Here is a 20,120-nt window from a genome sequence, read left to right as displayed (position 1 = left end):
ATTCTTTATTCGTGATTTTTAATTTATGCTAAACCAACCTGCATTCATTTTGTTTTATATTTACTAATTACAATGACAGATTTACTTTTTTCTTGAATGGCAAGGTAATTAGCATTTAGACGACTTATTATTTTTCTTCGATGTTATCTATAGAAAGAGAGCTATCTAGTTGTGGACGATAGTTCAACTGTACATCCCCTCCATTGTAAAACCACCTATTCATGTTAGTGCAAGCAAGTCTACGGACTATTTGATATGATAGTAACAGAATGACAAATGTACTGAGGTGGTCTTGTGCAAGACATTATACAAAAAATGCAATCGCTTGGCTTTAATCAATATGAAGCCAAAGCATATTTGGCATTAGTGCGACTTGGCTCTGCCAGTGCTTATCAAGTAAGTAAGGACTCAGGCATACCACGTGCACGCATATATGAAATTTTAAACGGACTTGAAAAACAAGGGCTTGTCTTGAAAGAAGAAATAAATGAAGCTGCGCAATATTCTCCGCTCCCTGTTGATGTTTTTTTAGAATCGATGCAGTCGAATTGGCGCTCTAATTTTGAGTCCATTAGCAAGTCGTTAAAAGAACTTGAAAAAACAGAACTGACACCGGATAATCGTGTAGCAACATTAAAAGGTGCCGAACATATTCTTTCCTTCTGTCGTACTTTATTGAAAAAAGCGGAGAAAAAAGTGGTGATTTCATTTTGGGGAGATATGTATGACGAACTACTAGCTGATTTAAAAGTAACTTCAGAGTACTGTAGACTAAAAGGTATCGTCTTTGAAATTGAACAGCCATTACAAGGTTTAGATCATCACCGCACAACTTCATATACTGAAAATATCGGTCATCAAAAATGGTTTATCTTGTCCATTGATAGTAAAGAGTTGATTTACGGCCCCTCCATTTTAGAAAGAGAGACTGCTTTTTATACCGACGATCCAGTCCATATTTATTTGTTAGAAAACTATATATGGCATGATATTCTAGTCAATCGATTAGTCAAAAAACAAAACGATACAGTAGAAAAATGGATTGCAACTGAGAGAGATGATTTTTTTTCAATGTAAACAGAAAATGACCTTCGCTTTTTATTTTGCGAAGGTCATTTTTTTATAAGATATGTAAGTAATCTAGTACGTTTTTAAGGATTAGAATAACTGTAACAAAAATGAATAATACACGTACATAACTCGCACCCTTTTTAATAGCAAATTTCGAACCAACAATTGCTCCAACAATCATTGCAAGCCCCATTGGAATACCATAAGAAAAATTAACAGCTCCGAGAAATAAGAACATTATAAGTGCAGCAATATTACTAGCAAAATTCAAAAACTTCGCACTTCCCGCAGCTTGTAAAAAATCAAAACCAATCATTAAAAATGCAAAGATAAAAAACGAACCAGTCCCGGGTCCTAAAAAGCCATCGTAAAAACCGATTATTGTCATTACAGCTATAAATATTAGCGCCTTCTTCTTATCTAATTTCACATAAGTCGACTTTTGACCCCAGTTTTTTTTGAAGATGGTATATGTCGCTACTGCAATTAAAAGTATTAGCACAAGTGGCTTCAGTACTTCTGGCGATATAAAGTGTACAAACCATGCACCTAACATCGAACCAAAGAACACAAGTGGGAAGTATTTACCGACTATTTTAAAATCGATGTTTCCAGAACGAAAAAATGAAATAGTACTAGTAAGGGACCCCATAGACCCTGCTAGCTTATTCGTCGCAATCGCTGTAGACGGTGATAAGCCAGTAAACATTAAAGCAGGAATAGAAATCAAACCGCCCCCACCAACAACCGAATCAATAAATGCTGCTAAAAAACCAAATGCAACTAACAATAAAAGTGTATACAAGTCCAAATCCATCATGCAAACCATCTCCCTAACTTTCAACTACAAGATAAATAACGTTACTACTTTAATAGTAACTACACTTTATTGTATTGTAAATAGAGAAAAGATAATAATTCTAAAATATTTAAACAACTCTTCTATAAGTTTCATATACTAAGTTATGGAGAGGACTATTAGTGTTATAGCGGTTCTCATTGCTGGCCTAGTTATAGGTGCATGGCAAACGGGCGAAAGAGACCGACGAACCGTTCAAAACATTACACCCGAAGATCGTGCTCTAAGGATGAAAATAAGTACATATAGTTTAGCTGTTGGCGTAATTTGTTTCATAATCGTTTGGATACTTTGGTATTTTGACATTAAATAAGGTAGTAAGAGCAGATGCTTTTACTACCTTATTTTTTATTCAATTGTTTTGTAATCCATTTTTGTTAATAGTGTATAGTAATTCTTAAAATGCGAAGACGAATTCAATTCAGTACAATTATTTAATGTAGAAAATGCGCTTTCAATTAGAAATGCTCTTGGTTCTTCCTTATTCAATAATTCTTGTTGGATAAAATAAAGAAGCTTTATATAAGTATCCCTTCTGTGTACATCATGATCAAACACATTTTCAATTTCTCTTCTTAAAGTAAGCGTTGTAAACGACAATTCATTATCAAAGAAATCGTCGTTATTCGGCTGTGGGAAAAGTTTATTTACATGTTCAGAGGTGAAAATCCTAACCCCTTCTTTACTAACATCTTCTATAATATTTATTATACGATCTGTACAGTACTTGGCAATCTGCTGATCTGTAATGCTTTCATGTAGAACTTTGGTCGTTTGAAGAAAACTTTGTAAAATACCTATGAAAATAACGGCACAATCAAATGAATATGGTTGTTTATCATTTGGAAGTATATTTAGAAAACGACCATGTACCCACTGTAAAAACATAAATTTAAAATTCTTGATGAATTTAATTAAATCTTGATCACTAGAAACAATCACATCATCTAAAAGCTGTTGTAATTTATTTTTTCGATTTTCCCTAATCATTAAACTCACTTGTTCTATAAATACATTCACATCTGAGATATCTTTTCCTATCATTAATTTATCTCTTTCTTCTTTCAGCTCATCTAACATTAATTTAAACACAGATTTAAAAAGATCTGCCTTAGAAGGAAAGTAATTATAAAATGACCCTTTAGAAATACCACAGTGATTTAGAATATCTTGTATCGATGTAGAATGATAACCCTTTTCTATAAATAATTCATGAGTTTTTTCAATGACTTGCTTTTTTCGTTTGTTCATCTAAATACCCCTTTAAATACTAACTGTTTATACTCTCAATTACATCTTACCACAATGAATCTAGTGGGTATTTCCCTACTTTCTATCCGAATTATAGTGGTAGATAACTAGTATTTGGGATTATTATTTAAAGTTCAAAAGAAAAAAGTAATGAAATTATACGTTTCTTTACAAATCTCAACAGATTGAAGTAAAGTGCACACATTATTTTGTAGGTGAAAATGTAATTGTATAATTTTCGCCAAGTTCGACTCGTATCTTTTCTGTTAGTTTTAAACCTACTATATTATGTTGTGAAATTAATGTATTGGCGTTACTAAATCGCTTATCAGTCTCCCAATCAATCCAATCACCGTAATCTTCAGACCAGTTAGACAATTTATTTAGTAAATCTTTTGGTAAATTAAAATCATCAAGATCAAGATTAAAACGGCATTCTCCACACCAAATAGGATCAGCATAATCCGCTTCAACAATTAATATATTTGGAATATCTGACCCACAATTACAACTCATTGAACCTCTGCACCCTCATCCTTAAATTTATAAACCTTTTACTTTCTAATTTTCATTTGCCTCATTAACTAGTATGTACCTATAAAAAAATTTTCAACTATCCACTTTACTCTTTTGGAGTCCAAAGTAATACTTGATCCTGCTTGCTTTCTCCTTGCAAATAAACGGCTTTTACATTCGCTAAATTTGAATCTTTTATTTCAAAATCAAAACCACCCGCTTTACCACCTAACAGTACAGTTTTCATTCTTAAATAAAATTTATCTTCAATAATATCAAAAGTATAACCAGCATACTTTTGATTGCTACCTGTAAAGTCTCCTTTTATATGCAAAGTTTGTCCATCAAATACTTCCACTTCGTCAATTTGAATAGCTGATGTATCTGTTATTTTAGCAATGAGTGTATATATAGCAAAGCTGAAAATAGCTAAACCTAAAACAGACGTAACTAATACTAAAACCCTACTTTTTTTCATCTTCAATCACCCGTTCATTCAGTCATATATACCACTATAATACACTTCTACCCGTCTCACTATTTTTAAGTCTTAATAATTTTTTAGTTATTCTAAGAAAATATATGATAAGGTAAGTACTGTTATATTTACAACATTTACACTATGGAGGTACTGCAATGAAAAAAATCATTCTTGCAACATTCGCATCAACATTACTACTCGGGTTATCTGTTCCCCCGTTAGAAACAGACGCCGCTGCTAAAACATTTAAAAACTGTACTGAACTTAACAAAACATACAAGGGTGGCATCGCCAAAAATAGTAAAGTGAAAAATAAAGGCGGTAAAACTAAATATAAACCTAAAGTATCTGCTAAACTTTACGCAGCCAATAAATCCAAAGACCGCGATAAAGATGGCATTGCATGTGAAAGATAATTCCTCTTCATAACAAAACAAGCATCTTCCCTTTGTGAAAGATGCTTGTTTTTATTTACTTATACTTTGTAATTGCTCACATTTTTTGCAATCTGGACATTTGCCGTAGATTTCAAATTTGTGATCATCAATTTCGTATGATGGTAGTTGCTCTTGCAGGAGGTCCATTGGGCAGAGATGAATTTCTTTAATGTTGCCACACGCCATACAAATGAAATGGTGATGATGATGTTCCGTTTCACATTGCATGCGGAAATGGCGTTCGCTGGAAAGTTCAGTTTCTTCAAGAATTCCTAGCTGTACAAATGTAGCAAGATTACGATAGATTGTGTCGTAACTCATACCAGGATAATCTTTTTTCATAACAAGCAGTAGGTCACGTGCGGTTAAATATTTTTCAGTAGCCGCGAACATATCTAAAATTTGCTCTCGTTTGTCCGTTTTTTTATAGCCATTCTCTTTTAAAATTTCCCATGCTCTAGAAATATTCATACCCAAACTCCTCCTTGTAAATTAAGCACGCACGCTCATTGCAATCTTCTTACCCACAATAACGATTAATAAAATCAAAATAGAGATCATAACGATTGTTCCACCAGGTGCTAAGTCTAAGTAAAAGGCAGATACAAGACCTGCTATAACAGCCGTTTCACCAAAAACAATCGCATATAATATCGCTTGTTTAAAGCCTTTCGCAATACGAATACTTGCAGCCACTGGTAACGTCATTAATGATGAAACTAGTAAAATCCCAACAATTCGCATACTAGCAGCAATAACTAGAGCTGTCACAATCATAAATAATAAGTGAATCCATTTTGCAGGCAAACCACTCGCTTTTGCATATTCGTCATCAAAAGATAAAACAAACAATTCTTTATAAAATAAATAAATAAACGCTATCACTAGTAAAGCTATTACTACGACAATAAATAAATCCTGTCTGCTTACAGCTGATACTGAGCCAAATAAATAACTAAATAAATCGGTACTAAATCCTTTTGCAAGTGAGATAAAAATTGCACTAATCCCTATACCACCTGACATAATAATTGGTATTGCTAACTCCTCGTAATGCTTATACAGGCGACGCAATCGTTCAATAAGTACAGAACCACTGACAGATGCCACAATCCCTAAATAAAGGGGATTAAGTAATGCTAGCCCTGTGAATGTTTGGCTTAGATAAAGGCTACCAGCTATCCCTGCAAGGGTTACATGGCTTAGTGCATCCGCAATTAACGATAATCTTCTAACGACGATGAAAACGCCAAGTAACGGAGCAATGATTCCTATAATAATGCCAGATAAGAATGCATTTTGTAAAAATTCATAATGTAATATAGATGAAATCATTGTGTCTTCTCCTCTTTGGTATGATGAATTTTACGGACTGCGTGACCATACCAAGCATTCAACTGATCGTCTGATAAAGAATCATAATCGTTCTTGAAGCCATGAAAATGGATTGTTTGATTTAAACAAGCAACATGACTTATGCGATTTGAAACCGTATCGACATCATGTGTTACTAAAATCATTGTCATTTTATGGTGCTCATTTAAATTTGCGAGCATATCATAAAATGACTGCACATTTTCGTGGTCAATCCCGACTGTCGGCTCATCTAAGATTAATAACTTCGGCTCTGCGACAAGCGCTCTCGCTATAAAGACACGCTGCTGTTGCCCGCCTGACAACTCACCGATATTTCGATTCGCAAAGCCATCCATCCCGACATCTTGTAATGCTTGCATCACTTTATCATTTTGATCAGCTAAGTGGCGCTTGAAAAGACCAATCTTCTTTGTTAAGCCACTTGCAACAACTTCCTTGACTGTAGCTGGGAAACCCGAGTTAAACGAGTTTGATTTTTGAGAAACATAACCAATCAACTCACGTTTTTTAAATGTGTTTGCCGGCTGTCCAAATAATTCAATTTGACCGGAAGTTGGTCTCATCAATCCTAAGATCAGTTTTAACATTGTTGATTTCCCCGAGCCATTTGGTCCGAGTAATGCGAGAAAATCGCCTTGCTCTACTTTTAAAGAAATATTTGATAACACTTGAGTATAGTCATATTGGAATGAAACATTTTTAAGTTCAATTAAAGGCACTTGCGCCATATTCTTCGCTTCTTTCTAATTCAGAATCATTACGATTTACAAAGAATTAGTATAAGTGAAAGATAGAACTTTGTAAAGAATGAATACTTGAAGGGGTGGAAGTATGGATTATATGTCAATAATACAGGAATTCCAAGGCAAATCGGATGAGGAGCTCGCCCTCTATGCAAAAAATTACAAGATTCCATTATCGAAAAAAGAAATTCAAAAGTTGCGCCCACTATTATCGTCCTTTTCCATTCAATGGGTGCTAATGGGGATACCTGATCAAGTAATGAGGGATATTGAAAAAGCCATTGGCAAACAGAAAACAGCAGATTTATTAAAACAGTTTGGTCGCTAAATTTTTAACAACTTCAAGATAACTGCAAAAAAAAGGCTTCTCACCTTTTTAGGCGAGAAGTCTTAAGCATTCGAAATTATTCCCCTCTTAATGCATCGATTTTCTCAGGCATAAAAGTTTGGTTACGGAACATTTCTATTTCATATTTGTATGGTGCTTTTTTATTTTTTGCATCTGTACCAACAAATGGTGTTTCTAAAATTTTAGGTACATTCTGGAATGCTTCATGATGGACAATACGATTTAGTGCATCAAAGCCAATATGACCAAAGCCAATATTTTCGTGACGGTCCTTCGCTGCACCACAAACATTTTTACTATCATTGATATGAAGCACCTTGATACGATCGATACCAATCGTTTTATCAAAGTTTTCTAGAACTCCATCAAAATCATTGATGATATCATAGCCTGCATCATGTGTATGACAAGTGTCAAAGCATACAGATAGACGTTCGTTGTTTTTTACACCATCGAAAATCTGAGCAAGCTCTTCAAAAGTACGACCACATTCAGAACCTTTACCAGCCATCGTTTCAAGAGCGATTTGTACTGGATAATCTTGTGAAAGTACTTCATTAAGACCTTCAATGATTCTCGCTATACCAACTTCAGTTCCTGCACCAACATGAGCACCTGGGTGTAAAACAATTTGTTTTGCACCGATTGCTGCTGTTCTTTCAATCTCTTTTTGTAAGAAGTCGACACCAAGTGCAAATACTTCAGGTTTTGTTGTATTGGCAATATTAATAATATACGGTGCATGGACAACAATATTAGATAGACCATGCTCCTTCATATGCAATAATCCTGCGTCAATATTCAACTCTTCAATTGGTTTTCTGCGTGTGTTTTGAGGAGCACCTGTATAGATCATGAAAGTGGATGCCCCGTAGGATGCTGCTTCTTCACTTGAAGCTAGCAGCATTTTTTTGCCGCTCATAGATACGTGTGAGCCAATAAGCATGGTCTGAGGTCCTCCTAACTATTTCTGACGGTTTTTTAAACGACGTTCACGTTTTTTAACTTTATCCATTTCCCATTTCATATTACGTTTATAGCCAGGTTTAACCTTCTTAGGTTTACGGACAAGAGATTTCGCTTTTTTGTCAATTTCGTTTTCTTTTTTCTCACGGTTTTGACGTGCATTACGTTCTTTCATGTCGATTAGTTCACCGTTTTTAATGTCTTTTGGTTGGAATGGAATACCCATTTTCTCAACGCGTACGATTGCATCTTCTTCTGAAGGTTCGAATATTGTGATAGATGTCCCTTTGTTCCCAGCACGAGCTGTACGTCCTACACGGTGAATGAAGAATTCTAAATCCGAAGGTAATTCGTAGTTAATAACATGGCTGACTCCCGGAATATCGATTCCACGTGCAGCAAGGTCTGTTGCAACGATGTATTGGAATTCCAAGTCACGTACTTGTTTCATCACTTTTTTACGATCACGTGGAGATAGGTCACCGTGAATACGTCCTGCTTTGACGCCATTATTTGCTAAGAAATCAGCAACATAATTCGCTTGTGAACGCGTGTTAGTGAATATAATAGCTAAATAAGGGTTGATTGTTTTCATCACTTCAAGTAAACGACTGTTTTTTGATTTACTACGAGTTGATACTAAATAGAAATCTAAATTATCCGCTACTGGTCGTTTATCATCCATTTTAATATGGACTGGTGAAGACATATATTTTTTCAAGAATGGTTGTAATTTCTCAGGAACTGTTGCTGAGAATACGAACATTTCAAGTGTTTCGGGCATTTGAGAAGCAAATTTATCGATATCCTCGATGAAGCCCATGTCGAATGCAAGGTCTGCTTCATCTACCACAAGCATTGGCGCCGTATATAATAACAAAGCTTTTTCATCAACTAAATCACGGATTCGTCCTGGTGTACCGACAACAATTTGCGGTTGTGTTTTTAGTTTATCGATTGAGCGTTGTTTGTCTGTACCCCCGATGAACAATTTGGCTTGGATCGATGTTTCTTCGATTAGTTTTTGCAACTCTGCATAAATTTGTGTTGCAAGTTCACGAGTTGGTGCAGCAATTACCGCTTGCACTTCCTCTTTATCTGCACGGATTCGCTCTACGATTGGAATAAGGAAACTATGTGTTTTCCCCGTACCTGTATGCGCTTGACCGATAGCACTCTTTCCTTTTAACACCAAAGGAATTATTTCCTTTTGGATAGGCGTTGGTTCTGTGAAACCTAATTTCTTAATTGCATCTTGCAAAAAAGGTTGAAAATTGTAATCTGTATATTTGGACATAATTGTCCCTCCTAACTTACTTACCTTATTGTAACATGATTCGTACATTTAGTAGACCATTTGCATATGATATCTATTAATAGTACGTACGTCAATTCAAGGTGACCATTATTTTATAAAATAATGGTGGTTCTTGACAAAAATGTGCAAATTTCAAGGAGAAAGGAGATCATTAATGCGCTATTCATCATTTTATCCATTTGCGCAAGGTTTATCGCAATCTGGGGGTGCATTAGGTGGCGTAGCCCAGGGCGCTGCTAACATGTTTGGTGGGGGTGCTGCTGCAGCTGGGCCTAGCGCTGCTGGTATGTTCGGTAGGGCTGCGGCATCTGCTGGACCTGGGGCTGCTGACATGTTCGGTAGAGCTGCGGCATCTGCTGGACCTGGGGCTGCTGGCATGTTCGGTAGAGCTGCGGCATCTGCTGGACCTGGAGCTGCTGGTATGTTTGGTAGGGCCGCTGCGGCTGCTGCTGGTCCTGGGGCTGCTGGTGTTGCAAACGCCGCTGGAGCTGTTGGCGGTTTGGCGAGGATGGATCAATATTTGGCAACTGCTGACAAATTTATGTCCACCGCACAACAATTCACTCCAATTTTCAAGCAAATGTCGCCAATGTTCCAAAACTTACCTGCACTTTATAGATTATACAAAGGTTTTAAATCAATCCCTTCATCTGATGGGGCCGGAGCTCGGGATAATACAGGAGGAGCTACCACTCGCCAGGAGTCACGCTCTTCTGATAGTGACTTAGATTTTGATAATGATACGCCAGAACCAAGAACATCAATCCCTACCACACCTAGACCTTCGACACCTCGAATATTCCAACCACCATTTATACAGTAAAATCGTAACCGATTCTTTGTATTAAGGTGGGCTGTCCGTTATAATGGTATTTAACGAGCAATGAAGGGAGTTCGGATCATGCAAGTAACTAAAATCACGCCACGAGGATATTGCTATGGTGTTGTTGATGCCATGGTCATCGCGCGCAACGCTGCATTAGACAAAACATTACCTAGACCTATCTATATTCTCGGAATGATCGTTCATAATAAACATGTAACGGACGCATTTGAACAAGATGGAATTATTACTCTTGATGGTGAAAACCGTAAAGATATTTTAGAAAAAGTCGATAAAGGAACAGTCATTTTCACAGCTCACGGCGTATCGCCCGAAATTCGTGAAATTGCACGTCAAAAAGGCTTAGTGTCAATTGATGCTACATGCCCTGACGTAACTGTAACCCATGACTTAATAGCCGAAAAATCACAAGAAGGCTATGACATTATTTATATTGGGAAAAAAGGACATCCAGAGCCAGAAGGTGCCATTGGTGTTGCTCCTGATCATGTACATTTAGTGCAATCTATTGAAGATATCGAACAATTACAATTAAATCGCGAAAAATTACTTGTAACGAACCAAACGACAATGAGTCAATGGGATGTTGCGCATTTAATGAAACGTTTGGAAGAAAAATTCCCAAATATCGAAGTGCACAAAGAAATTTGTCTAGCAACTCAAGTTCGCCAAGAAGCTGTCGCTAAGCAAGCTGGTGCAACAGATTTATTAATTGTTGTTGGAGATCCAAAAAGTAATAACTCTAACCGTCTAACTCAAGTTTCTGAAGAAATTGCGCATACAAGATCATATCGTATCGCAGATCTTTCTGAATTGAAATTAGAATGGTTAGAAGGTGTTAATACTGTTGGTGTCACAGCTGGTGCCTCTACACCAACACCAATTGTTAAAGAAGTAATCAAGTTTTTAGACCAATACGACCCTGCGGATCCAGAGACTCATAATATGGAACGCTCTGTCACAATTGATAAAATCTTACCTAAAATTAAAACGCCAAAGCCAGTTGTCAAAATCGATCCATACCCGGCTTCGAAATAAAATTAATAAGTCCCTGATGTTGAAAGATTGCATCAGGGGCTTTTTTTATTGGGTGCGTTGTAGTGTGAGAGTGTTACTCATGCGGCTTTGGCGCTGCTCGCGTCGGCTTTGGCTCTACTCGCGCGGGCTTTGGCTCTACTCACGCGGCTTTTGGCGCTACTCGCGGGCTTTGGCCCTACTCGCGTGGCTTTTGGCGCTACTCGAAAGCTTTAGCCCTACTCACGCGGTTTTTGGCGCTACTCGCGGGCTTTGGCCATACTCACTTCGGCTTTGGCTCTACTCACGAGAGCTTTAGCCCTACTCACGCGATTTTTGGCGCTATTCGCGGGCTTTGGCCCTACTCACTTCGGCTTTGGCACTACTCACGGAATCTTTGGCCATACTCGTGTCCTCTTAGGCACTTCTAAGGCAAATTTCAACTCTACTCTCCCCTTTTAATCTCACAAAAAACCCCTGCCAAATTTACTTTTGGCAGGAGTTACAATTCATTTTGCAACTAAAATCAAACGAATTGGAATGGTTCTGTCGAGATTTTAGAAGGGATAAATTCACAGTTTAGTTTTTGTAGTTGGCATAGGTTTTGCATTTTATTGGCTACGCCTACCTTCATAACGCTTTCGACATGATGACCGGGATCTACTATTTGAAGCCCTATTGCTTCTGCATCTTGTGCAACGTGGAAGTACATGTCACCCGTTACATAAACATCTGCTCCAGCACGTTTAGCTGTATGGATGTATTTGTTACCATCTCCACCTAGTACGGCAATTTTCGAAACAGTTGAAGTAAGGTCTCCTACTACTCGAACAGCAGGAACTTGTAAGGATACTTTCACATGCTCAGCAAATTGTTTAAGTGACATCGATGATGGTAGTTTACCTATACGACCAAGTCCCATTTCTTTTGCTGCTGTCTCTAGTGGAATGATATCATACGCTAGTTCTTCATATGGATGGCTGTTGAGCATCGCACGTAGTACTTTGCTTTTGATAGACTTAGGCACAACGACTTCGACTTTCACTTCTTGTTCGACGTGTAGTTCGCCTACTTCACCCGTGAAAGGTGTTGCTCCTGCAAGTGCTCGGAAACGTCCTTCTCCTTGCATTGTGTAGCTACATGAGTCGTAGTTTCCAATTTGTCCTGCACCAGCTTTAGCAAGTGCTTCGCGTAGTTGGTCTGCTTGATCAACTGGCACAAAGACTGCTAGTTTAAACATTTCTTCACTATACGTTGGTACTAGTACCTCATAATTTTGTAAGCATAGCGCTTCAGCAAGTAAATCGTTTACACCGCCTTCAGCGACATCCAAATTCGTGTGGGCAGCATAAACTGCAATATCATTTTTGATTAATTTTTCGAAAAGCTTTCCTTGTGGTGTGTCTGTTCGGAGAGTTGAGAGCTTTCGGAAAATAGGTGGGTGATGGGCGATGATCAGTTCACAACCAGCTGCAATAGCTTCATCTACAACTACATCGTTGACATCAAGTGTCACTAATACTTTTGTGACAGGTTTGTTTAGGTTACCGACGTGAAGACCGATTGGATCATTGTCCATTGCAGCTAATTTTTTTGGAGACCAACTTTCGAACAGCTGAATGATTTCTTGTCCATTGGTTTTTTTCATCGCTTCAGTACCTCCCCAACTGCTTCAATCAAATTTGCTAGCTCATCTGATTTTGCTAATATTTCGGGTGTTTGCTCAGCTTTTTGTAAGGCTTCGCGTACGTGTCCCCATTGTTCAACTTCTCTTGTCCATTTACTATGGAATACATCAGAGTGTTGTTGTTTCAATACTGGACCTAATAACTTTTCAAGTTCACTTAAATTCATCTCTCCTCGTTCTAGTACAAGGATTTCATAAATTTTCTCATCCTCTAATAGGATAACCTCATCGATAATTTTCCAACTATTTTGTAATGCCCATTCACGGATGACTTTTGCATGTATATTTGGCTGTAGAATTAGGCGCTCGACACCTTCTAATGCTAAGGGATGCTTTTCTAAAATAGACGTGATTAGTGGTCCACCCATACCTGCAATTGTAATGGCAGTAACCTCGTCCCCTGGTTGGATAGCTGCAAGGCCGTCTGTAAGTCTTACAGTAATTTTATTTGTTAGTTGTTCTTTTTGGACTTCGTGGCATGCTGAATCATAAGGCCCCTTTACTACTTCGCCAGCAATAGCGCTCTTTGCGATATTGTTATGTACGAGATAGCAAGGTAAATAAGCATGATCACTCCCAATATCTGCGACAATAGCGTCTTGTGGAACGAATTTCGCAACGGTTTCTAGTCGTTTTGATAGTTTTTGTGCATTCATGGCAGAAGCCTCCTTTCATTTTGTATTGTATCGAAAATATACTTTTTTGCATAGAAAAACCCTTATCCTCTAAGGAGAATAAGGGCTCATGCATATATAGTGATTTAATTATTTCAAATCAGCGATATATTTAGCCATAGCGTCAAGGTTATCTGCTGGTACTAAACCACCAGGCATGCCGCCTTTACCATTTTGAAGAATATCTTTAGCCTCATCAGCTGATAAACCTGTACCGTGTAGGTTTGGTCCCATGCTGCCTTCTAGGTTTTCACCGTGGCAAGAGATACATTTACTAGCAGCGAATGCTTCAGGATCAAATTCACCTGCTGCTTCTTCACCTTTAGCAGATTCTTCAGTTTTAGTTTCATCGCCTTTTGCGATTTCTTCTTTTTTGTCTGCTCCATCAAGAGACATGAAGAAAATCAAACCGATACCAAAAGCCATAATTAGGATATACGGAATAATCGGATTCTTTTTCATCAATTAACCCTCCTCATAAGTTCAGTCTTATTTCTAAATAAATAGAATCAGTCAACACTTAATATTGTACTTCATTCTATTGAAAACGAAAAGACTTATTGGGGAGTTTTTCGGCGGAATGTGTCTAATTTGCCATATTCGTCACATTAACATCCAATTTGACGAGCAATTACCATTCTTTGTACTTCAGAGGTTCCTTCTCCAATTTCTAGCAATTTTGCATCCCTCATATAGCGCTCCACTTCATATTCTTTCATGTAACCGTAGCCGCCGTGAATTTGAATGGCTTGATCAGCAATTTCCATAGCAATTTCTGACGCATATAATTTTGCCATTGCTGCCTCTTTTGTAAAAGGCTTGCCTTCGTCTTTTAACCACGATGCTTTGTATACCATATTTCTTGCCAATTCTATTTTCATTGCCATATCTGCTAATTTAAATTGTGTTACTTGGAAAGATGATAATGTTTGGCCGAATTGCTTGCGTTCTTTTGAGTAACTGAGCGCTCGCTCGAAAGCAGCCTGTGCAATACCGACCGCCATAGCTGCAATACCAATTCGTCCACCATCTAGAGTGACAAGGAATTGACGGAAACCATTTCCCTTTTTACCAAGTAAATTCTCTTGTGGCACACGTACATTTTCAAGAATTAGTTCTGTTGTATTAGATGCATTTAAGCCCATTTTTTCGTAACGATCTAAAACGGTAAAACCTTCCGCATCTGTAGGAACAATTATGGCGCTAATTTCTTTTTTTCCATCTTTTATATCTGTAATAGCTGTTAATGCTAGATGTTTGGCATAGCTAGCATTGGTAATATACACTTTGCTACCATTAATAACGAAATCTTGCCCATCTTCTTTTGCTTGTGTTTCGGTACCCCCAGCATCAGATCCAGCGTTTGGTTCTGTTAATCCGAATGCCCCGAATGATTCACCAGTACAAATAGGTGTTAAATATTTTTCCTTTTGCTCTTTAGTACCAAATAAGTGCAGTGGAGCTCCCCCAAGTGAAATATGAGCGGAATATGTAATACCTGTAGAGGCACATGCTCGGCTCAATTCTTCAGTCACAATGGCAAAACTCGTTGTGTCTGCTCCTGCTCCGCCGTACTCTTCTTCAAACGGCAAGCCCATCATCCCCATGTCAGCAAGCTGTTTGAAAATCTCCTTTGGAAAAGCTTTCGTGCGATCGCGTTCAATTGCTCCTGGTGCTACTACTTCATCAGCAAACTCCTTCATTGTTTTGCGAATCATTTGCTGTTCTGATGTAAGATCAAAATTCATACAATCACTCCCCTTTGTGAATACGCTTACACATTAGATTATACAGAAACAAATTGTATATTCATAGAATAAAACGCATTTAACGAGAAAATATGAAAATATTAGAAGAAAAGTATGTATGTGAAAATAATTAATAATCCACCTGCTCCTGAAATCATAAAGTAGATTAGTTTCATCCATATACCCGAAACTAGCCATAAAAAACAATTCGCTATAATTACAATATGCATCGCTAGTGGACTATCAGGTAAATAGACTTCAATAACTCTGACTGAGATTCCGAGTAATAGAAGGGCAGCCGCAGTATATGCAAGTGTGGTTAAAATATCTTTTTGCGTTGCAAACTTAAAGACGTAGAATAGTAAACTAATGATTGTAATAGATACGATAATAATAGGAAAAACGACAAATTTCACGCTTATTAAAAATAAAAATACGAGTAGGGAGATTGTACTCACACCTAATAATGCCATTATCCATAATTTTTTTGAGCGCTCTTTTGAAAGAATAGCATTTTTCGAGCTAATTTCGAGTTCGGTAGTAGCTAACTCCTCCCCTTCTGCATATAAAGTGGATAAAAAATCACAATAATGCGCTGGTAATAAGTTGTTTTCCTTCCAAAATAAGATTTCATTTAGGATTGTTTCTTTTCGTTGATTCTTCATCTAGTAGTCCCCCAACTAAAAAACCAATTTCATCCATAATTTTACCTTATTTATATAAAAAAGGCACCCCTGTAAAGGAGTGCCTTAAGGACTATTCTAAAAAGTCTTTTAAACGTTTGCTACGAGATGGATGGCGCAATTTTCTTAGTGCTTTCGCCTCGATTTGACGAATACGCTCACGTGTAACGCCAAATACTTTCCCTACTTCTTCCAGTGTACGCGTACGTCCGTCATCTAAACCAAAACGCAAACGTAACACATTTTCTTCACGATCAGTTAATGTATCAAGTACATCTTCTAATTGTTCTTTTAGTAGCTCATACGCTGCATGATCAGATGGTGATTGTGCTTCTGAGTCTTCGATAAAGTCTCCTAAGTGTGAATCATCTTCTTCACCAATTGGCGTTTCTAGAGAAACTGGCTCTTGTGCTATTTTTAAGATTTCACGAACTTTTTCAGGAGTTAAGTCCATTTCTTCTCCGATTTCTTCAGGAGATGGTTCACGACCTAAATCTTGTAAAAGTTGACGTTGTACACGGATTAGTTTATTAATTGTTTCAACCATGTGTACAGGAATACGGATTGTTCTCGCTTGGTCAGCAATCGCACGTGTAATGGCTTGGCGAATCCACCAAGTTGCATACGTACTAAATTTGAATCCTTTGCGATAGTCAAATTTTTCAACTGCTTTAATAAGCCCCATATTACCTTCTTGGATTAAATCAAGGAATAGCATACCACGACCAACATAACGTTTCGCGATACTTACTACAAGTCGTAAGTTGGCTTCTGCTAATCTCTTACGCGCTTCGTCATCACCTTGCTCGATGCGTTCAGCAAGTGCAATTTCTTCTTTTGCACTTAATAAATCTACGCGACCAATTTCTTTTAGGTACATTCTTACAGGGTCATTAATTTTAACACCTGGAGGTACGCTTAAATCATTTAAGTCAAACGTCTCTTCAGCTGCACTACCTTTTAATAGACGATCAAGATTTTCCTCATCACCGTCTTTTCCACCAAGCTCAATACCTTTCGATTCTAATTGCTCGATAAATTCTTCTACTTGGTCTGCTTCCATTTCGTAGGATTGTAGTTTATCTGCAATCTCTAGGTAAGTTAATTCACCATTCTTTTTACCTGAATCTACTAAAAGTTTTTTTGCTTCTTCTAGAGTGTGTTCATGTTCAACTACTGGTTTAATATTTTTAGACTTGTCTGCCATAGGTGTTTCCTCCTTCAACAACCGAATCCGCATCACATTGCCGATAACGATTTTCTTAAATCAATTACTTCTTGTGAAAGCTTTAATGCACTTCCGAAATCATGCATTTTCTCCGCTTCTTTTAATGCGTGATTCTTATCTTGAATTTGCTGCTCAATTTTATACTTTTGAACTTGTTTCAAGCAATCCGAGATCTCTTCTTCGAGATGCTCAGGATCACGATCTGCTAAAGCTGCTTCCATTGCAATTTTTCGTAATTCACTATCTTCTAGAACTTCAGCGAATCGCTGATAATCTGCTTTCTGGTGGTTTTCATAGAAACCTATGAGATGTACATAGACCGCTAAATAGTCATCTCTAACAAATGGTTCTTGCTCCGCTAAACGTACACGATCAACAACGTCAATGTTATGTAACATGTGTGCTAGAAGTAATCTTTCAGCACGATCTATCGCTGTGATCTTCTTTTTAGGGAGCCTCATTTGCGGCGCAGGAGACTGTTGTTGCTCTTGACTTTTTGAGTTTTGAGCAAGCTGTCCTTCCTTTTGGCGCAGTTGCATATTTAGCGTGTCTTCTGAAATACTTGTTTCTGTTGATATTTGCTTTATATATAATTCCTTCTCGATTGGTGATATTCCTCCAACTAAATAGTTCAAGGCTTCATCCACATACTGCAATATATCATTATTAAATTGGAAGTTTTTGTTTCTGCGTGCAAACATCAGCATAAATGCTATATAACTGAGTGGTTCTTCAATAATCTTAGCTTTAAAAGATTCTTCTCCAAACTGCTTTATATAGTCATCCGGATCAAGTCCTGTTGGGAGTACTGCAACATCTACTTTCATCTTTTCTGCGTGTAACATTTCCGCAGCTCGCTTTGCAGCCTCCCAGCCGGCTTTATCTCCGTCATAACAAACAATGATACGTTCAGCTAGACGTTTTATCTTGTTCAAATGTTGCATCGTAAGTGCTGTTCCCATTGTAGCAACAGAATTATGAACATTTGCCTTTTTACCTGACAGAACATCCATAAAACCTTCAAATAATACAATCTTTCTCTCTTTACGAATAACCGGTCGAGCTTGATCCAAATTATAGAGGACTTGCCCTTTATGGAAAATTGGTGATTCTGGACTATTCAAATACTTAGCGTCTTCTCCAGTATTGTCAATTATCCGACCTGAGAAAGCAATTATTCTCCCACCTTCATCTTTGATTGGAAACATTATTCTTTCCCGAAAGCGGTCAAACCATCCAGAGCCATCTTCCTTTTGAATAATGAGTCCACATTGTTCCATTTCTGCTAATTCGAAACCTTTTCGTTTTAACAGTTGAGTCAGTGAATCCCAATGGGGTAAGGACCAGCCAATGCCATAAGATTCGATAAGTTCCTTCGTAAATCCTCTTTGTTGCAAATATATAAGAGCTTTTTCTCCTTCCTCCGTATTAAGGAGGAGGTGCTGATAATACTCAGCCGCAAAAGCATGAGCTTCTTTCATCCGCCCTTCTTCTTTAGAAATAGGGTGCGTTTGTTCTTCAGAAGTTGATACCTCTACATGAACGCCCACACGATCACCTAACTTAGCAACCGCCTCTTGGAATGGAATATGATCGATATCCATCAAGAATGTAATAGCGTTCCCTCCAGCTCCGCAACCAAAGCAATGGAATATTTGTTTATCTGTAGATACAGAAAAAGAAGGTGTCGATTCACCATGAAACGGACATAAACCAAACCAGTTTCTGCCTCGCTTCGTCAATTGCACATAATCATTGATGACATCAACTATATCTGCCTGAGAACGAATTTGTTCAATAATTTCTTCAGGTATTCTTTGAGCCATTCCATCACCATCTTTACTTGCTAATAACTGAATTCGAGATAATCATTTAAAAGTCCTGCATATTTCGACATAAAAATTTATATTTTATTATGGAAAGGTAAAAATGCTTATATACATTTTTACCACAATTTTTTATTATAAAACATTTTGTCTGAAAAATCTATCACTTTTTTATAAAACACACAAAAAAACCTCCCCAGGAACGGGGCGGTTAGCATACTTATCTCATTGTTTTGATAATTGAATACGATGCAGTATATCATTTGCAGTTTCTTCCACTGCACGATTCGTCACATCAATGACATGACAACCGATGCGATCGACAACTTTTCGGAAATGTACAATTTCTTCATTGATTCGATCAAGTTTCGCGTAATTCGCACCGTCGTTTAATCCAAGTGCAATCAAACGCTCTTTTCTTATATTATTCAACTTTTCAGGTGAAATTACAAGCCCAAAGCATTTTTGAGAATCCACTAAAAATAATTCTTCTGGTGGTTCCACCTCGGGAACAAGTGGTACGTTTGCAACCTTATAACGCTTATGCGCTAAATATTGCGATAATGGTGTTTTTGAAGTACGTGAAACTCCTACCAACACTATATCTGCTAGTAATAAGCCTCTAGGGTCGCGACCATCATCGTATTTAACTGCAAATTCAATTGCTTCAATCTTTTTAAAATAATCATCATCTAATTTTCTTACTAACCCAGGCTCTTCTACAGGCTCTATTTTTAAAGTTTCTTCCAATTTCCCCATTAGTGGTCCCATCAAATCAATAGCTGGAACAATCATGTTATCACTTAAGTGTTGTATATAAGAACGCATTTCTTCTTTTACTAGTGTATAGACGATTATAGCACCTTGTTCAGTAGCTAAATGAACGATCTCATTTAACTGTTCCAAACTCTCCACATGAGGGAAACGCTTCAAAAATGTATCTTGCATTCCTGGTCTAAACTGACTGATTGCAGCTTTCGTGACAAGTTCTCCTGTCTCTCCAACTGAATCAGAAACGATAAATACGGCTAATTTATTCATTGAATGC

Annotated in this window: 23 protein-coding genes; 6 read left to right on the top strand and 17 right to left on the bottom strand. The window is 37.5% G+C overall.

Annotated elements, in window-relative coordinates:
- Positions 1 to 294 precede the first annotated feature (294 nt).
- Entirely contained in the window at positions 295 to 1,077 is a 783-nt protein-coding gene (locus MHH98_RS06410; protein ID WP_143690996.1) for a TrmB family transcriptional regulator, read from the top strand.
- A 43-nt stretch (positions 1,078 to 1,120) separates the two neighbouring features.
- Here MHH98_RS06410 and MHH98_RS06405 read toward each other — a convergent pair whose 3' ends face one another.
- Positions 1,121 to 1,891: a sulfite exporter TauE/SafE family protein gene (locus MHH98_RS06405; RefSeq protein ID WP_038186921.1), complete on the bottom strand. Its 771-nt coding sequence runs from the start codon at positions 1,889 to 1,891 to the stop codon at positions 1,121 to 1,123.
- 145 nt (positions 1,892 to 2,036) lie between these two features.
- On the opposite strand from MHH98_RS06405, the gene MHH98_RS22050 reads away from it, so the two are divergent.
- Entirely contained in the window at positions 2,037 to 2,243 is a 207-nt protein-coding gene (locus MHH98_RS22050) for a DUF5316 family protein (protein WP_168170700.1), read from the top strand.
- Between the two features lie 35 nt (positions 2,244 to 2,278).
- On the opposite strand, the gene MHH98_RS06400 is transcribed toward MHH98_RS22050, so the two are convergent.
- The 3 genes from MHH98_RS06400 to MHH98_RS06390 form a co-directional block, all read right to left on the bottom strand.
- Positions 2,279 to 3,181, bottom strand: a complete 903-nt coding sequence (locus MHH98_RS06400) for a TetR/AcrR family transcriptional regulator (RefSeq protein ID WP_038186926.1) — start codon at positions 3,179 to 3,181, stop codon at positions 2,279 to 2,281.
- Positions 3,182 to 3,385: 204 nt separating this feature from the next.
- Entirely contained in the window at positions 3,386 to 3,697 is a 312-nt protein-coding gene (locus MHH98_RS06395) for a hypothetical protein (RefSeq protein WP_038186929.1), read from the bottom strand.
- Positions 3,698 to 3,803: 106 nt separating this feature from the next.
- Complete coding sequence (locus MHH98_RS06390; RefSeq protein WP_038186932.1) at positions 3,804 to 4,175, bottom strand: hypothetical protein; 372 nt, start codon at positions 4,173 to 4,175, stop codon at positions 3,804 to 3,806.
- Between the two features lie 158 nt (positions 4,176 to 4,333).
- On the opposite strand from MHH98_RS06390, the gene MHH98_RS06385 reads away from it, so the two are divergent.
- Entirely contained in the window at positions 4,334 to 4,594 is a 261-nt protein-coding gene (locus MHH98_RS06385; RefSeq protein ID WP_076035184.1) for an excalibur calcium-binding domain-containing protein, read from the top strand.
- A 51-nt stretch (positions 4,595 to 4,645) separates the two neighbouring features.
- Here the strand turns inward: MHH98_RS06385 and MHH98_RS06380 are convergent, their stop codons facing one another.
- Genes MHH98_RS06380 through MHH98_RS06370 form a run of 3 tightly spaced genes read right to left on the bottom strand, consistent with a single transcriptional unit; the run spans position 4,646 to position 6,720 of the window.
- Positions 4,646 to 5,086 carry a Fur family transcriptional regulator gene (locus MHH98_RS06380; protein WP_076035183.1) on the bottom strand — a complete coding sequence of 147 codons (441 nt, stop codon included), beginning with the start codon at positions 5,084 to 5,086 and terminating at the stop codon, positions 4,646 to 4,648.
- Positions 5,087 to 5,107: 21 nt separating this feature from the next.
- Positions 5,108 to 5,950: a metal ABC transporter permease gene (locus tag MHH98_RS06375; protein WP_038186941.1), complete on the bottom strand. Its 843-nt coding sequence runs from the start codon at positions 5,948 to 5,950 to the stop codon at positions 5,108 to 5,110.
- On the bottom strand, positions 5,947 to 6,720 hold the full coding sequence (locus MHH98_RS06370) for a metal ABC transporter ATP-binding protein (RefSeq protein ID WP_076035182.1): 774 nt from the start codon (positions 6,718 to 6,720) through the stop codon (positions 5,947 to 5,949). Before MHH98_RS06370 ends, MHH98_RS06375 begins: the two co-directional genes overlap by 4 nt.
- A 103-nt stretch (positions 6,721 to 6,823) precedes the next feature.
- Here MHH98_RS06370 and MHH98_RS06365 point away from each other — a divergent pair, with 103 nt between their 5' ends.
- Positions 6,824 to 7,063 (top strand): hypothetical protein, encoded by a 240-nt coding sequence (locus tag MHH98_RS06365; RefSeq protein ID WP_038186948.1) that lies wholly within the window; start codon positions 6,824 to 6,826, stop codon positions 7,061 to 7,063.
- 76 nt (positions 7,064 to 7,139) lie between these two features.
- On the opposite strand, the gene MHH98_RS06360 is transcribed toward MHH98_RS06365, so the two are convergent.
- The gene (locus tag MHH98_RS06360; protein WP_038186952.1) at positions 7,140 to 8,030 is read right to left on the bottom strand and encodes a deoxyribonuclease IV; all 891 of its coding nucleotides are present in this window, start codon (positions 8,028 to 8,030) and stop codon (positions 7,140 to 7,142) included.
- 18 nt (positions 8,031 to 8,048) lie between these two features.
- On the bottom strand, positions 8,049 to 9,347 hold the full coding sequence (locus tag MHH98_RS06355) for a DEAD/DEAH box helicase (protein WP_038186954.1): 1,299 nt from the start codon (positions 9,345 to 9,347) through the stop codon (positions 8,049 to 8,051).
- A 175-nt stretch (positions 9,348 to 9,522) separates the two neighbouring features.
- Between MHH98_RS06355 and vrrA the strand changes: the two genes are divergently transcribed.
- Complete coding sequence (vrrA, locus tag MHH98_RS06350) at positions 9,523 to 10,191, top strand: VrrA/YqfQ family protein (protein WP_076034386.1); 669 nt, start codon at positions 9,523 to 9,525, stop codon at positions 10,189 to 10,191.
- A gap of 78 nt (positions 10,192 to 10,269) precedes the next feature.
- Entirely contained in the window at positions 10,270 to 11,250 is a 981-nt protein-coding gene (locus MHH98_RS06345; protein ID WP_038186957.1) for a 4-hydroxy-3-methylbut-2-enyl diphosphate reductase, read from the top strand.
- Between the two features lie 502 nt (positions 11,251 to 11,752).
- Here MHH98_RS06345 and MHH98_RS06340 read toward each other — a convergent pair.
- From MHH98_RS06340 to MHH98_RS06305, 8 genes are all read right to left on the bottom strand, one after another.
- Positions 11,753 to 12,874 carry a Nif3-like dinuclear metal center hexameric protein gene (locus MHH98_RS06340; protein ID WP_340712293.1) on the bottom strand — a complete coding sequence of 374 codons (1,122 nt, stop codon included), beginning with the start codon at positions 12,872 to 12,874 and terminating at the stop codon, positions 11,753 to 11,755.
- A complete protein-coding gene (locus tag MHH98_RS06335) occupies positions 12,871 to 13,569 on the bottom strand; it encodes a tRNA (adenine(22)-N(1))-methyltransferase (RefSeq protein WP_340712290.1) in 699 nt (232 codons plus the stop codon). Before MHH98_RS06335 ends, MHH98_RS06340 begins: the two co-directional genes overlap by 4 nt.
- A 108-nt stretch (positions 13,570 to 13,677) precedes the next feature.
- A complete protein-coding gene (gene cccA, locus MHH98_RS06330) occupies positions 13,678 to 14,049 on the bottom strand; it encodes a cytochrome c550 (RefSeq protein WP_038186963.1) in 372 nt (123 codons plus the stop codon).
- A gap of 146 nt (positions 14,050 to 14,195) precedes the next feature.
- Positions 14,196 to 15,335: an acyl-CoA dehydrogenase family protein gene (locus MHH98_RS06325; RefSeq protein WP_038186966.1), complete on the bottom strand. Its 1,140-nt coding sequence runs from the start codon at positions 15,333 to 15,335 to the stop codon at positions 14,196 to 14,198.
- 101 nt (positions 15,336 to 15,436) lie between these two features.
- The gene (locus MHH98_RS06320) at positions 15,437 to 16,000 is read right to left on the bottom strand and encodes a hypothetical protein (RefSeq protein ID WP_038186970.1); all 564 of its coding nucleotides are present in this window, start codon (positions 15,998 to 16,000) and stop codon (positions 15,437 to 15,439) included.
- Positions 16,001 to 16,091: 91 nt separating this feature from the next.
- Positions 16,092 to 17,225 (bottom strand): RNA polymerase sigma factor RpoD, encoded by a 1,134-nt coding sequence (gene rpoD, locus MHH98_RS06315; RefSeq protein ID WP_038186973.1) that lies wholly within the window; start codon positions 17,223 to 17,225, stop codon positions 16,092 to 16,094.
- A 32-nt stretch (positions 17,226 to 17,257) separates the two neighbouring features.
- Positions 17,258 to 19,072 (bottom strand): DNA primase, encoded by a 1,815-nt coding sequence (gene dnaG / locus MHH98_RS06310; protein WP_038186976.1) that lies wholly within the window; start codon positions 19,070 to 19,072, stop codon positions 17,258 to 17,260.
- A gap of 225 nt (positions 19,073 to 19,297) precedes the next feature.
- The gene (locus MHH98_RS06305; protein WP_038186979.1) at positions 19,298 to 20,113 is read right to left on the bottom strand and encodes a pyruvate, water dikinase regulatory protein; all 816 of its coding nucleotides are present in this window, start codon (positions 20,111 to 20,113) and stop codon (positions 19,298 to 19,300) included.
- Positions 20,114 to 20,120 lie beyond the last annotated feature (7 nt).

The sequence above is a fragment of the Viridibacillus sp. FSL H8-0110 genome, assembly GCF_038003565.1.
Classification (GTDB): domain Bacteria; phylum Bacillota; class Bacilli; order Bacillales_A; family Planococcaceae; genus Viridibacillus; species Viridibacillus arenosi.
The sequence above is the reverse complement of the archived record's forward strand: the minus strand, read 5'-3'. Positions and strand labels throughout refer to the sequence as shown.

Coding starts and splice junctions, on each gene's coding strand:
- MHH98_RS06405 (WP_038186921.1), bottom strand. CDS start 1,891: ATGATGGATTTGGACTTGTATACACTTTTATTGTTAGTTGCATTTGGT.
- MHH98_RS22050 (WP_168170700.1), top strand. CDS start 2,037: ATGGAGAGGACTATTAGTGTTATAGCGGTTCTCATTGCTGGCCTAGTT.
- MHH98_RS06400 (WP_038186926.1), bottom strand. CDS start 3,181: ATGAACAAACGAAAAAAGCAAGTCATTGAAAAAACTCATGAATTATTT.
- MHH98_RS06395 (WP_038186929.1), bottom strand. CDS start 3,697: ATGAGTTGTAATTGTGGGTCAGATATTCCAAATATATTAATTGTTGAA.
- MHH98_RS06390 (WP_038186932.1), bottom strand. CDS start 4,175: ATGAAAAAAAGTAGGGTTTTAGTATTAGTTACGTCTGTTTTAGGTTTA.
- MHH98_RS06385 (WP_076035184.1), top strand. CDS start 4,334: ATGAAAAAAATCATTCTTGCAACATTCGCATCAACATTACTACTCGGG.
- MHH98_RS06380 (WP_076035183.1), bottom strand. CDS start 5,086: ATGAATATTTCTAGAGCATGGGAAATTTTAAAAGAGAATGGCTATAAA.
- MHH98_RS06375 (WP_038186941.1), bottom strand. CDS start 5,950: ATGATTTCATCTATATTACATTATGAATTTTTACAAAATGCATTCTTA.
- MHH98_RS06370 (WP_076035182.1), bottom strand. CDS start 6,720: ATGGCGCAAGTGCCTTTAATTGAACTTAAAAATGTTTCATTCCAATAT.
- MHH98_RS06365 (WP_038186948.1), top strand. CDS start 6,824: ATGGATTATATGTCAATAATACAGGAATTCCAAGGCAAATCGGATGAG.
- MHH98_RS06360 (WP_038186952.1), bottom strand. CDS start 8,030: ATGCTTATTGGCTCACACGTATCTATGAGCGGCAAAAAAATGCTGCTA.
- MHH98_RS06355 (WP_038186954.1), bottom strand. CDS start 9,347: ATGTCCAAATATACAGATTACAATTTTCAACCTTTTTTGCAAGATGCA.
- vrrA (WP_076034386.1), top strand. CDS start 9,523: ATGCGCTATTCATCATTTTATCCATTTGCGCAAGGTTTATCGCAATCT.
- MHH98_RS06345 (WP_038186957.1), top strand. CDS start 10,270: ATGCAAGTAACTAAAATCACGCCACGAGGATATTGCTATGGTGTTGTT.
- MHH98_RS06340 (WP_340712293.1), bottom strand. CDS start 12,874: ATGAAAAAAACCAATGGACAAGAAATCATTCAGCTGTTCGAAAGTTGG.
- MHH98_RS06335 (WP_340712290.1), bottom strand. CDS start 13,569: ATGAATGCACAAAAACTATCAAAACGACTAGAAACCGTTGCGAAATTC.
- cccA (WP_038186963.1), bottom strand. CDS start 14,049: ATGAAAAAGAATCCGATTATTCCGTATATCCTAATTATGGCTTTTGGT.
- MHH98_RS06325 (WP_038186966.1), bottom strand. CDS start 15,335: ATGAATTTTGATCTTACATCAGAACAGCAAATGATTCGCAAAACAATG.
- MHH98_RS06320 (WP_038186970.1), bottom strand. CDS start 16,000: ATGAAGAATCAACGAAAAGAAACAATCCTAAATGAAATCTTATTTTGG.
- rpoD (WP_038186973.1), bottom strand. CDS start 17,225: ATGGCAGACAAGTCTAAAAATATTAAACCAGTAGTTGAACATGAACAC.
- dnaG (WP_038186976.1), bottom strand. CDS start 19,072: ATGGCTCAAAGAATACCTGAAGAAATTATTGAACAAATTCGTTCTCAG.
- MHH98_RS06305 (WP_038186979.1), bottom strand. CDS start 20,113: ATGAATAAATTAGCCGTATTTATCGTTTCTGATTCAGTTGGAGAGACA.